Source organism: Azoarcus sp. PA01 (assembly GCA_001274695.2).
Classification (GTDB): domain Bacteria; phylum Pseudomonadota; class Gammaproteobacteria; order Burkholderiales; family Rhodocyclaceae; genus Aromatoleum.
Map to the genome: position 1 here is coordinate 2,293,665 of LARU01000002.1, position 12,277 is coordinate 2,305,941.

At 65.2% G+C, this 12,277-nt stretch carries 11 protein-coding genes; 9 read left to right on the forward strand and 2 right to left on the reverse strand.

What is annotated here, in order from left to right; translation table 11 throughout:
* Window positions 1-111: 111 nt before the first annotated feature.
* The gene (locus PA01_18850; GenBank protein KAI5913106.1) at window positions 112-330 is read right to left on the reverse strand and encodes a hypothetical protein; all 219 of its coding nucleotides are present in this window, start codon (window positions 328-330) and stop codon (window positions 112-114) included.
* Window positions 331-687: 357 nt separating this feature from the next.
* Between PA01_18850 and PA01_18855 the strand changes: the two genes are divergently transcribed.
* The 5 genes from PA01_18855 (at window position 688) to PA01_11630 (ending at window position 6,054) form a co-directional block, all read left to right on the forward strand.
* Complete coding sequence (locus PA01_18855; GenBank protein KAI5913107.1) at window positions 688-1,089, forward strand: glycosyltransferase; 402 nt, start codon at window positions 688-690, stop codon at window positions 1,087-1,089.
* On the forward strand, window positions 1,082-2,431 hold the full coding sequence (locus PA01_11615) for a putative O-glycosylation ligase, exosortase A system-associated (GenBank protein KON82150.1): 1,350 nt from the start codon (window positions 1,082-1,084) through the stop codon (window positions 2,429-2,431). The genes PA01_18855 and PA01_11615 overlap by 8 nt, the downstream gene beginning before the upstream one ends.
* Window positions 2,432-2,504: 73 nt before the next feature.
* Entirely contained in the window at window positions 2,505-3,470 is a 966-nt protein-coding gene (locus tag PA01_11620) for a polysaccharide deacetylase family protein (protein KON82471.2), read from the forward strand.
* Window positions 3,467-4,573 (forward strand): polysaccharide deacetylase family protein, encoded by a 1,107-nt coding sequence (locus tag PA01_11625; GenBank protein KON82472.2) that lies wholly within the window; start codon window positions 3,467-3,469, stop codon window positions 4,571-4,573. Before PA01_11620 ends, PA01_11625 begins: the two co-directional genes overlap by 4 nt.
* Complete coding sequence (locus PA01_11630) at window positions 4,573-6,054, forward strand: hypothetical protein (GenBank protein KON82473.2); 1,482 nt, start codon at window positions 4,573-4,575, stop codon at window positions 6,052-6,054. Before PA01_11625 ends, PA01_11630 begins: the two co-directional genes overlap by 1 nt.
* Before the next feature lie 137 nt (window positions 6,055-6,191).
* On the opposite strand, the gene PA01_11635 is transcribed toward PA01_11630, so the two are convergent.
* Window positions 6,192-7,610 (reverse strand): hypothetical protein, encoded by a 1,419-nt coding sequence (locus tag PA01_11635; GenBank protein ID KON82151.2) that lies wholly within the window; start codon window positions 7,608-7,610, stop codon window positions 6,192-6,194.
* 276 nt (window positions 7,611-7,886) lie between these two features.
* On the opposite strand from PA01_11635, the gene PA01_11645 reads away from it, so the two are divergent.
* The 4 genes from PA01_11645 to PA01_11660 all read left to right on the forward strand — a co-directional run bounded on the left by PA01_11645 (window position 7,887) and on the right by PA01_11660 (window position 12,277).
* The gene (locus PA01_11645) at window positions 7,887-9,116 is read left to right on the forward strand and encodes a hypothetical protein (protein ID KON82153.1); all 1,230 of its coding nucleotides are present in this window, start codon (window positions 7,887-7,889) and stop codon (window positions 9,114-9,116) included.
* 176 nt (window positions 9,117-9,292) lie between these two features.
* A complete protein-coding gene (locus tag PA01_11650) occupies window positions 9,293-10,360 on the forward strand; it encodes a hypothetical protein (protein ID KON82154.1) in 1,068 nt (355 codons plus the stop codon).
* Window positions 10,348-11,007: an N-acetyltransferase gene (locus tag PA01_11655; protein ID KON82155.1), complete on the forward strand. Its 660-nt coding sequence runs from the start codon at window positions 10,348-10,350 to the stop codon at window positions 11,005-11,007. Before PA01_11650 ends, PA01_11655 begins: the two co-directional genes overlap by 13 nt.
* A gap of 1 nt (window position 11,008) precedes the next feature.
* A complete protein-coding gene (locus PA01_11660; GenBank protein KON82156.1) occupies window positions 11,009-12,277 on the forward strand; it encodes a hypothetical protein in 1,269 nt (422 codons plus the stop codon).

Consider the following 12,277-nt stretch of genomic DNA (forward strand, 5'->3'; position numbering starts at 1 on the left):
GAAGGTCGTCGCTCCCGTGCCTTGGTTTCCACTCGCTTCGCCGCGCTTCGGCCGGTACGGGGCCTTCTCGCGAGTTCCGCAGCGTGAGCTGCGCCACGGCATCGATGTGCATCATCCGCGCTTTTTGACCGTGCCGGCGGTCGGGACCGCACTATCGCCAGCCGCGATGGCGGCGGGGGCTTTGCCGAGGCTGCGCGCATTGGCGCGCGAGGGTTTCGACTGCGACGTCATCGACGCCCACTTCTTCTTTCCCGACGGCGTGGCGGCGATGCTGCTCGGAAAGTGGCTGGCGAAGCCGGTCATGATCACGGCGCGCGGCAGCGACATCACTTATTGGCCCCGGTCGACGCTGCCGCTGTACATGATCCGCTGGGCCGCCCGTGCAGCCGGGTGTTGCGCTGCAGTGAGCCGGGCACTGGCCGACGAGATGGTGCGCCTTGGCCTCGGTTGCCAGCCGCCGCGCGTTCTGCGCAACGGCGTCGACCTCGCTCTCTTTCATCCCGGGGGGCGCACCGAGGCGCGCGCCGAACTCGGTCTCGAAGGCCGAGTCGTGCTCTCGGTCGGAAATCTGATCGAGCTGAAGGGTCACCATCTGGCGATCGAGGCACTGGCGGCAGTCCCCGGCGCGTCGCTCGTGATCATCGGCAGTGGCCCGAGGAGTCGAGGCTTCGCGCGCTCGCGGCACGGTTGGGGCTCGCCGCGCGGGTGCGCTTCGTCGGCGTGGTTCCCCAGGCGGAGCTGCGCCGTTACTACGTTGCAGCCGATGTCCTCGTCCTCGCGTCGAGTCGGGAGGGATGGCCGAACGTCCTCCTCGAGGCGATGGCCTGCGGTACTCCCGTCGTGGCGACGCGAGTGTGGGGGATGCCGGAAATCGTCGCTGCCCCCGAAGGGGGCGTCCTCGTCCCGCAGCGCACGGTTCCCGCTCTGCAGGCGGGCCTCGAGGCGCTGCTCTCCGCTCCCCCCGACCGCGCGGCCACCCGACGCTATGCCGAAGGCTTCGACTGGAGCGCGACGACCGCAGCCCAAATCGAGATGTTCGAGCGGCTCAGCTGTACCCGCTTCCCCGAAGGAGCGTCTTTCCGTGCGTGACATTCTGATTACCGCCATCGTCCTGGGCGCGCTGCCTTTCGCGTTTCGCCATCCCTACATTGGGGTGTACCTGTGGACCTGGCTCAGCGTCATGAACCCGCACCGGCTCGCGTGGGGCTTCGCGTACAGCGCACCGTTCGCTGCGATGGCCGCCGGAGCGACGCTCGTCGGGCTGTTCCTGACCAAGGATCCGGTGCGCCTTCCGCGCTCCGCGCCGGTCTACGTGCTGATCGCGTTCATCCTCTGGATGTGCGCGACGACCGCGCTGGCAATCTTTCCCGGGGAATCCCTCACGGGACTCCAACGGGTGTTCAAGATCATGCTGATGACGCTCGTCGCGCTGGCGGTGCTGCACGAGAAAAAGCACATTCAGGTCTTCGTGTGGATAAACACGCTGTCGCTCGCGTTCTACGGCATCAAAGGCGGCCTTTACACGATCCGCACTGCCGGTGGAGGGATGGTGTGGGGGCCGGGAGGGTTCATCGAAGGCAACAACGAGATCGGCCTCGCGATTTTGATGACGATTCCGTTCCTGTATTACCTGCGGCTCACAGCGGAAAACAAATGGGTGCGCCGCGGCCTGCTCGCGTCGATGCTGCTGTGCGCGGTCGCGGTGCTCGGCACACAGTCGCGCGGCGCGTTCCTGGCGATCGGAGTGATGTCCTTCGTGTTGTGGCTGCGCTCGCCGCGCAAGATGCTGTTCGGTTCGGGGATCGTCATCGCCGGCATCGCGGTGCTGTCGGTGATGCCGTGGTCGGTCGAGGAGAAGATCCGTTCGATCACCGAGTATCAGACCGACAGCTCGGCCTGGGGACGGCTGAACGCGTGGGAGACCGCGATCAACGTCGCGAACGACCGGCCGACCGGAGCGGGGTTCGATATGTACCACCCGTTCGTCTGGCAGCTCTATGCACCCGCAGCCGACGAGCGGCGCGCTTCGGATCCGTCGATCATCCGCGCGGCGCACAGCATCTATTTTCAGGTCCTCGGCGAGCACGGCTGGATCGGGCTCGGATTGTTCCTGCTGCTGTGGCTGCTCACGCTGCGCGAGGCCGCGCGACTAAGATCGCGAACGCGAGGCGATCCACGATTCACGTGGATCTTCCACCTCGCCGGGATGAGCCAGGTCTCGCTCGTCGGTTTCGCGGTCGGCGGCGCGTTCCTCAGCCTCGCCTATGTCGACTTCGCGTACAATGTCATGGTCATTCTCGTGGTCACGCAACGATGGCTGTTGCTCCAGCCCGAAATGCAGTCCGTGTCCGCGCGCGCGGCAGGGGGCGCGTTCGGCGCCCGGGCGACTGGTCCGATGCCGCCTCCGGTATTGCCGGGAGGGGCGAAATGATACGGGCAAACCAGTACAGCGCTGCGATACGAGGTTTTTTCCCGCAGTTCACAATGCAGCGGAGGGACTGCCGATGATCCTCCTGCGCGGCATCGGCCGCCTCGTGTCACCACCCGGGCCGCGGGGCAAGCTGTCGGTGCTGATCTTCCACCGCGTGCGACCGCGCTTCGACCCGCGAGTCCCGCGCGCGCTCCACGCCGAAGAGTTCGACCGGCTACTCGGCTGGGTCAAAGGGAGCTTCAACGTGCTGCCGCCCGACGAGGCGGTGGAACGTCTGCGTTGCGGCGACTTGCCGACAAGGGCGATGGCGATCACGTTCGACGACGGCTACGCGGATAACGCCGAAGTCGCGTTGCCGATCCTGCTGCGCCACCGGCTGAGCGCCGCGTTCTTCATCGCGACCGACTTCCTCGACGGCGGAGCAATGTGGAACGATGCCATTTCGACCGCTGTACGCGAGTGCGAGCTGGCCGAGCTCGACCTCGCGGAACTCGATCTCGGCGTGCACCGGCTCGACTCCCCGGAACGGCGGCGCGCGGTCATCGCACGGCTGCTGTCGCGCGTGAAGTACCTGCCGCGCATGCAGCGGGAAGAGACGGTGAGCGCGATCCGCGAACGATGCGGGGTGCGCGCGACCCCCGAGCTGATGATGCGCAGCGAACAGGTTCGCGCGCTGCGCGCGGCAGGGATGACGGTGGGAGGGCACACCTGTTCGCATCCGATCCTGTCCTCGATTTCGCTTTCGGAAGCGCGACGTGAAATTGAGGATGGCAAGGCGCGTCTCGAGGCGATTCTCGGCGAACGGGTGAAGCTCTTCGCCTACCCGAACGGCAAGCCGGGCAAGGACTACACCGACGAGCATGTACAGCTCGTGCGGCAGGCGGGCTTCGAAGGCGCGTTTTCGACGGGTTGGGGCGTTTCGGGCGCGGGAGCCGATCTCTTCCAGCTGCCGCGTTTCACGCCTTGGGACCGCAGTCCGAACGGCTTCGTATTCCGGCTCATCCGCAATCTCGTCCAGCCCGGAGTCGTGCGCGCATGAGCGGCGGCCTTGCCACCGGTTTCGCGCCCGGCGCCGCCGAGCGTGTCTCGCCGCGCGCATCGGTCCTGCAACTCGCGAAAGCAGCGGGACTTTTTCGTGTCGCGCGGCACCTGACGCGCAAGCAGCTTCGCATTCTCTGCTATCACGGCGTCTGGCTTGGAGGACCGCCGCATTACGGCGACTGCCTGTTCATGAGTGCGGCGCAGTTTGCCTCGCGCATCGAACTTCTCCGGCGGCTCGGATATCCGGTCCTGCCGCTCGACGAGGCCGTTTCGCGTCTCGCCGACGGGACGCTCCCCGAGTGCGCGGTCGCGATCACGATCGACGACGGCTGGTACAGCACGGCCGCCGCGATGCTCCCGATATTGAAGCGATACCGCCTGCCGGCGACCGTCTACGTGACGACGTACTACGCGCTGGCACGGCGGCCCGTGCTCAACGTGCTGCTCGGCTTCATGCTCGCGCGCTGCGAGCGGCTCCCGCCCTCCGAAGCGCTCCCCGAAGCGGCGCGAGCGCTGGTGCCGGAAAATCGCTTTCCGGGCGAAGAGGCGCGGCAGCGGATCGCCGCGGCGCTGTGCGATCATCTCGACCGGCTTCCCGCGCTCGACGCGCGATGGGAAGCGCTCGAACGCCTCGCGCAGGCGTTCCGCTTCGACCTCGGCGCTGTGCTTGCCGATCGCCGCTTCGACCTGATGACGGAAGACGAGATTCGCGCGATGCGCCGCGACGGCTTCGACGTGCAGTTGCATACCCACTCGCATCGGATGCACGGCTTCGATGTCCGGCGCGTCGGGGAAGACATCGCGCGCAACCGCGAGGCGTTGGGGCGCATCCTCGGCGAAACGGCGCCGCCGCTTGCCCATTTTTGCTACCCGAGCGGCGTGTATCACGAAACGGTATTCCCGCTGCTGCGCGAGCAGGGGATCCGCAGCGCGACGACGACGGAGTTCGGGCTCAACGGGCGCCGGGCGGACCCGCTCGCGCTGCGGCGGATCCTCGACTGCGAGTCTTTTTCTGATCTGGAAATGGAAGCGAGATTGTGCGGATTCTGGAGCTTGGCGAGCGCCGCCACACGGCGCCTGCGCCCGCGAGGTGCGCGCTGATGGTTTTTCGCGATGTGCTATGGGTTCTGGCGACGGGCGCGCTGGCACTGCAGTTCGCAGTACTGCACGCCGAACCGATGCCGCTTTCCGATGGCCCCGGCGGCGCGACCTGCCGCCACTACTCCGTTGCGGGACGGCTCGCGTGGGAGCGCAAGCTCGGGGACTGGGCGGACGCGGCGGGTGAGCGCTACGGGGAGCGTGCCTATGCGAGCGAAGCTTTGCGGGGGATGCGCAACGGCACACCCGTCGCGTTCGACGTTTCGGCGCTCGCAAGGCAATGGCTCAGCGGCGAACACCCGAATACCGGGATTTTCCTGCGCGCGACGGGGGGCAGCGGCAGCGTGCTGTTCCACAGCCGGGAGAGCAAGGATCCGGGCACCGAGCCCATCCTCGAGCTCGCATGGTCCGATGGCAGCCTGGACAGGCTCAAAGCCCGCGCCGACACGTTTCTCGACTGCTCGACGCATCGTAGCTCCGGATCGAGCCAGGTGCTGCGCGTCGGCTCGGACCAGACCGCGCTCCTCGTGTTCGAGCCGCCTCGGCCGCGCGGTCGCAAGCTGGCCGAGGCGACGCTGCACCTGCAGGCGTTCAAGCAGTACGCCAAAGGCGTGGAAGTCGGGGTGTTCCGCCCGGCCCCAAGGTGGGCGGACGCCGCGGAGACGGTCGAGGAGGGCCTTGCCGCGCGCTACCCGCGTGATGGCAATATCGCGAAGGATCGGGATGTGATTTTCGCGACCTCCTTCGAGACGCCGGACTGGAAAAACGGTTGGAAGCCGCTGTCGGGCAAGGCCGCGTTCGAAACCGTGCGGGAGGATGCCGGCAACCGGTTCGAGCCGCTCGACGGCGCTGCGCTGAAGACGACGCTGAGGGAAGGCGAGAACACTGCGCTGAACTTGAGCTACCCGCTCGGACAGAACGGCGGGAACGAGCCGGAGGAGCTCTATTTCCGTTATTACCTGAGATTCGGCGACGACTGGAGCCCCGATGTCGACGGCGGCAAGCTGCCAGGTATCGCCGGTACGTACGGCAAGGGCGGCTGGGGCATGCGGCGCGCGGACGGCACGAACGGCTGGTCCGCACGCGGCGCGTTCTCGCGCATGACCGTGGCGCCCGGCGGCGGAACCGTCACGCCGATCGGCTCGTATGTGTACCACGCCGACATGAAAGGCGACTCGGGCAATCACTGGGGATGGAATCTCGGGCCGACGGGGCTGCTGCGCAACAACAAATGGTACGCGGTCGAGCAATACGTCAGGCTCAATACGCCGGGGGAGCGCAACGGCGTCTTCCGCGCATGGATCGACGGTCAACTCGCTTACGAGCGCGACGGGCTGCGCTTTCGTGATCTCGACGGCATTCGCATCGAATCCGTCTGGCTCAACGTATATCACGGCGGGCGGGCGAAGTCGCCCCGCGACATGAGCCTCTACATCGACAACCTGGTCATAGCGAAGCGGTATGTCGGGCCGCGAGTGCCTTGAGTCGTGCGCGTGCAACTGGTGCTGCCTCGCCGGAATCGTCAGGCTGATCCGGGCAAAGACGACGTCAGGGGCAGATGCGACCCGGCCGGGCCGGGCCGTACTCTCGAAAGCGCGATCCCTCGTGTCCGTTCAACTCGCTATGGCGTGATCGGTTTATAGATCCACACGTTGCCGAGGGTCGAGTTTTCAACGCCGACGAATACGTCGAATCCTTCGACGTATTTCCACTTGCCGAGTATGCCGGTACCCACGGTTCTGGGGGGCACGCTGCTGGGGACGGGCTGCCGCGTGACTTTCCAGCCCGTGGTCGACAGCGGCTCCGGCGGCTCCACTATCCATATGTTTCCGGCTCCGCACCAGATCGCGAAATTCTCGTGTGCCCAGTTGTAATCCATGCCGCAATTATTGAGGTTGATTCCTGCTGCGTTGAGGCTATTGACAAAGGTCGCGACCGAGCCGGACACGGAAACGCGCTTCTCGCGATTTGATGCGCTCGCGGTCCTCAGATCCCAGAAGAAGAACGGGCTGGTGTTCGATCCGGTCCGCAGCACGATGTTGGCCACCGGATCATGCGCGCAAGTCGTTTTCCCGGTGGGACTGGACCAGTAAGCTCCGACTTTCGCGACCTTGTCGAGCCAAGGCGCGCCGAGCCTGGTGAATTGGTAGCGGTACAGATGCAATGCCGTACTGCTACCGGAGCGGGCCCCGACGTACACCACGTCGTAATCGGGCGACTCGTAACTGTACGCGGTGCAGCCGTTGACATGGGAGCTGGGGAGGGCCTGTCCGGCGAGATACCAGTGAAGGTCACGGTTCTCCCACATGTTGCCGCCGACGACCTCGGGATAGGGCGCAACGCGCTTGACGTGCGATCCGGTCGTTCCGCCGACCTTCATCGGGTGCGACAGAGCGGGATTGAACAAGTAGGGGCCCGTCTTTCTGAGTACGGTCGGATCCTTTTCCGAGCGCCGGACGTAGGCGCCACCCGAGTTGAAAATCGCGCCTCCGAAATTGAGGTAGCGATCGAAGATCGGTAGAAACTCGGCGTTGTCGTACGTGTGCGCGGACGCCGGTGCGGCGTCGGTGCCGTCGATCGCCATATAGGCACTCGAGCCGATGTATTTGATCTGGCTGGGTAGCGCGGCCCGTTCCCACTTCAACGTCCGAGAGCGCCACCGATACACGTCATTCCCTGAATAATTCGCGTGTCCGCCACCGTACAGGATGAGGTCGCCGCGATTGGTGTCCCACGCGAAGCTGCTCCACGCAGCGATGATCTTGTACGGCGTCGGGTTGCTCAATCCATACAAGGGGCGCAGGCTCGCGGGCGTCCATACGTCCGAGAAGTTGTTCGCGTTAACGCGCCTCCATGACCCTTCAGGCATTTTCAGGACGATATCCTGCAACGGGCCGCTCGCGTACGGCGTTTGAGCGAAAGCGGCGTCCGGCGTACCGATGTATGCGAGGGCCGCAAGCAGGACCGGCACTCGGGATCGCAACGATCGGGGCAGGGTACAAAACAGCGGGGCGGGAGTGTCGGAAAGCGGTATTTTCATTGGGGCCAGCCTCCAGTAGGGTACGGGATGCAAGTGCCCTCCCTGTGTCCTCGAATCCATCGCCGTGAAACCTCGGATATTCGCCCCTCCCGTGCAGTCTGCCGGACTCGATGAAGTCGAGCGGCCGGGGTCGCGAACCTTGGCGGGACACTCGTTTTCATTGTAATTAGTCGTTTCGGTTCGGCAAGGTACATTTCTTTTGCATTAAATTCTCTTGCACGCATTTACGACCTCGGAGTGCTGACGATCGCCGGATGAATCGGGTTGAGGGTTGCCATGTCGAACACGCGGTCGAGTATCAGGATCAGGGTCTGCCAGAGCGTCCTTGCTTTGGTCGCCGTGTTTTGCATCCCGCTCGGCGCCGCCGGACGCGGACCGGATCCGTCGGAGACGCTTTCGGCCCTTCGGCAAAACCATGCGGTCGTGCTCGGACGCGCCCGCGTGACGGGCGACTTCAACGAGACGGCGCGCAGCCATAAGCTCGACGTCACCGGTCCTCGCAGCCGGGATTTTTCCATCAAGATGGTCTGGGCGCCCGAGCGCAAGACCGCGTTGTTCGCCGGCGCGAACCATGGCGTGCCGCATCGCCTGAACGACGTGTGGGAATTCGACCTTGCGCAGATGGAATGGCGGCTACTGTACGAGCCGGACAACTCGCGCAGCTATCTCGGACTGGGAAGTGACGCGAGTGACGTTATGTTTCGCGATGGCATTCTGGTGACGAAACGCGGCGGCCCGGCGGTGGTGGGGCATACGTGGTCAGGCCTGACGTACGATCCCGAGCGCAAGCGGATGTTGTTCATGAGCACTTGGGTCACGAAACAGGACGACGCCGTAAAAATGCTGGGCGGCGATCCGGGAACCCGTTTCCGCGGCCCGCCGCTCTGGGCCTTCGATCCGCAGGCCCGCAAGTGGGATTTCGTGGAAACGGCGCGGCCGTGGCCGAAGGCGCCTTTCGGGGCGATGCTCGAGTACGTTCCCGAACTGCACGGTGCGATCTGGCACATGAACAACTGGGAGATGCGCGCGACGTGGCTGTATCGGAGCGAGCCGGGCACTTGGACCGACCTGAACGTAAACTCGGGGGAAAAGAGCATTGCGTCCCAGGCGCCGGGGCGCGAACTGGTCGGCTACTACGACCCGGTTCGAAAGATTGTCGTTGCACAGTGGAAACGGAACACCTTTCACTTCGATCCGAAGACGCGCAGATGGTCACGTGTCCTCTCAGCGACGGGGTCCGAGGATGTTCCAAGAGGGCACGATGCCCGCACCGCGTTCTACCACGACGCGGCGAGCGGCCACGGGCTGCTGGTGGACCTTGCGGCAAAGAAGGTCTGGGCTTACGACCCGGATGCGACGAAATGGACGGCGCTGGAGACCGAGGGCGATCCGATGCCGTCGGGAAAGCGGATGCTGGCGTATGCGGACGCTGCACGCAACGTACTGGTGGTGATTGACGACACTACCGTATGGGCGTATCGCTATCGCATGCCGCGTTCGGGGTGAGGGGTCTTGCCGGTCGGTGCGGGAACCAGCGCCCAGTCCTCGGGCGTCGGCAGGTGGATTGGGCAGGCGAGAGCGCCCCTCCGTCTGTCGGACCACTCGCGGGTGACGGCACTGGCGGACATGCAGGCAACTGGAGGATCGGAAGCATGACTGAGGCGGTGGGCAGGACGGGAGGATTGAGCAATTACATCGCCACGGCCGCCGAAGTCAGCGGGCAGCTCGCAGCCAACCGCTACCTCGTCCTGCTGCGGATGCTGTGCGCAAAAGCGCTATACGGTCTGTCCGCCGCCGAGTACGGTCTGTACGGCCTGCACCGCCGCCCTTTCTTCCGCGTCTCCGCGTACCGCACCAAGAAGCAGACCACCGCCTGGTTCAATCGCATCAATCCGGGCGACCGGAAACCGCTGGTTGAAGACAAGCTCGCGTTCCATCGAAAGTGCCAGTCGGCCGGGTTGCCGGTGCCCCCACTGCTCGCAGTCCTGTCGTTGCGCTCGCCGCGCGACGCTGACGGCTTTCCGTTGCTGACCCGATTCTCGGACATTCAGCGGCATTTCGCAGGCCACGACAGCGTCCGCTTGATCCTCAAGCCCCGCCGCGACGCGATGGGGACGGGGGTGCGCTTCGTCGAGCTCCGCTCGGGCGAGCCTTTCGACATCGAAGGCCGCCCGATCGACCCAGGCCCATTCGCCGACTCGCTGCACTTCGACATGCGGCGCGACGACTACCTCGTCCAGTCCTTCGTCCGCCCGCACCCCGATGTCGCGCGGCTCGGCTCTGGCAGCGCGCTCGGCACGTTGCGGATCGTCACGTTTCTCAAGGGAAGCGAGTTCTGGGTGCTGTATGCGCTGATGCGCATTCCCTCGCTCGGCAATGTACACGACAATTTTTCCGCAGGCGCGAGCGGCAACCTGATTGCCAACGTCGATGTCGAAACCGGGCGGCTCGGCCCGGCGTGGGGGCGGCGCAATGGCGGGTTCCCGCGGCTTCTCGAGTCCTTCGACTGCAACCCCGACACCGGCCTGCCGGTGCGCGGCGAAGCGCTGCCGCAGTGGGCGGAGATCCGCGATGCGGTGCGCCGCGCCGCGCACGCGTTCCGGGAGCTGCCGTTCCTCGGTTGGGATTTCGCACTTTCCGACGAGGGCATCGTCATCATCGAAGCGAATTCGAACCCCGACATCGTCGGCGCGCAGGTGTCGACCGGGAAGGGTGCGCGCGAGTTGCTGAGGCCGTTGTGCAGCGCCTGATCAAGAACACGACGCGGCGCGCACGGCGCAAGCTCGCCAACCTTCCCCCGCTTCGATGGGCATGGAGCGACCGCTATCTGTTGTTGCTTGCAATCGAGGCCGAACGGGCGCCTCAGGCAGCCCCCGGCGACGAATTCGACTGCAACAACCTCGAGCATCTGCGCTGTTTCCGCCAGACGGAACGCTGGCTGTCGCCGGAAGCTTTCATCGCCGAGGCGCGCGAGCGTATCGGCGCGGGGCTGCGGCTCTACACGGCGGTCGGCGACGGGGTGCTCCTTCACTACGGCTGGCTGGTCCCGTTGCAGGAGCGGGCCCAGTTTCCGTACGTCGCGCAGAGCTACGACTTTCCGGACGGAACGGCGGTATTGTTCAACGCCTACACACATCCTTCGGCGCGGGGCTCGGGCCTGCACGAGCGCTCGATGCGCCGGCGCGTCGCCGATGCCGCACGCCTGCCCGGCGTTCGCCATATCTACACTGCAATCGAAGCGCATAACGCACCGTCTCGTGCGGTCGCTGCCCGGACGGGTTTTCGTTGCGCGGAAGTACTGTACGAAGTCAGCCGCTTCGGCGTGGTCCGGCGCGGCAGGATGACGCCAGAAGAATATTTCAAAAGGGTGGAACCACGTGGCAGAAGCTTCCTTTGAAATGACGCCCGCGCAACGTGCGCGCCTGCCTGTGCTCGTGCCGGACGTCCACGCAATCGGCATGATCGGTGTGGTCCGCTCGCTGGGGAAGGCCGGCTACCCCGTGCATGCGTGCGCGAGCCGGGCCGACGCGCTGGGGCTGTCGTCCAATTTCGCGTCGAAGTCGACCCGTTGTCCAGCCTATGACGACCCCCAATTCCTCATCTGGCTCGACAACTACGTGCGCGACCACGGCATCCGGGCGATCGTGCCTAGCGAAGCCTTCCTTCTGGCAGTCCGTCCCGTGTTCGACCGTTACGCGCCGTTGCTGCCGGTTCGTCCCGACGAAGACTCCGTCTATGAAGCGTTCAGCAAGCCGGCGGTCCTGTTGCGCCTGCTCGAATCTCCGGATTCCGCAGCGCATCTTCCTCCCACGCTGTTCGTTCAGGACGGCGACCCGCTTCCGACCAAGGCACAGGTCGAGGCGCTCGGCCTCCCGATCTTCGTCAAGGGCGACGGGACGGACGACCGCATCGGCAATGACAACATCGTCGCGCGAGCCGATTCGGCAAGCGAAGCGCTCGAGCAAATCGTCAGGCTGCGCGAGCGCTACCGCCGGGTGCTGGTGCAGGGCTTTGTGCCTGGCCAGGGCACCGGCGCGTATTTCCTCGTGCATGAGGGCGAGATCCGGCAGGAGTTCATGAACCGCTGCCTGCACGAAGTCCCTCACACCGGCGGCTTCTGCTCGCTGCGCGACAGCTGGTGGCACGACGCGATGATGGAGGACGCGCGGCGCAAGATCCACCATCTCGGCTGGGAAGGCATCGCGATGCTCGAGTACCGCTGGGATCCGGAGACGGATCGCTTCTGGTTCATCGAACTCAACGCGCGCTTCTGGGGCGCACTGCACGTCGCGCTCTATGCCGGCGTCGACTTTCCGACGCAGCTGCTCGACACGTTCCATTGCGGAAATGCGCGGCAGGTGAAGACTTTCCCGCTCGGCCTGCAGGTCCGTTACACGGTGCCGTTCGAGATTGGCTATGTGATGTCGCGATGGAAGGACAAGAGCCTGCCCCTTGCCCAGCGGCTCGCCACTGCCGCAGGTGGGCTCATCCGGTGTCTGGATCCCGCAATACGGTCGGATCTGCTGTTTCCGGGTGACCGGAAGCTTTATTTTCTCCAGTGGTGCGACTTCTTGCACAGGACCGTGGCTCCGAGATTTCGGCTGCGAGGCAAGCGTGACGTCGCAGCCCCTGTCCCGAAAGAAAAGAGCGGTGTGACGACGACATGA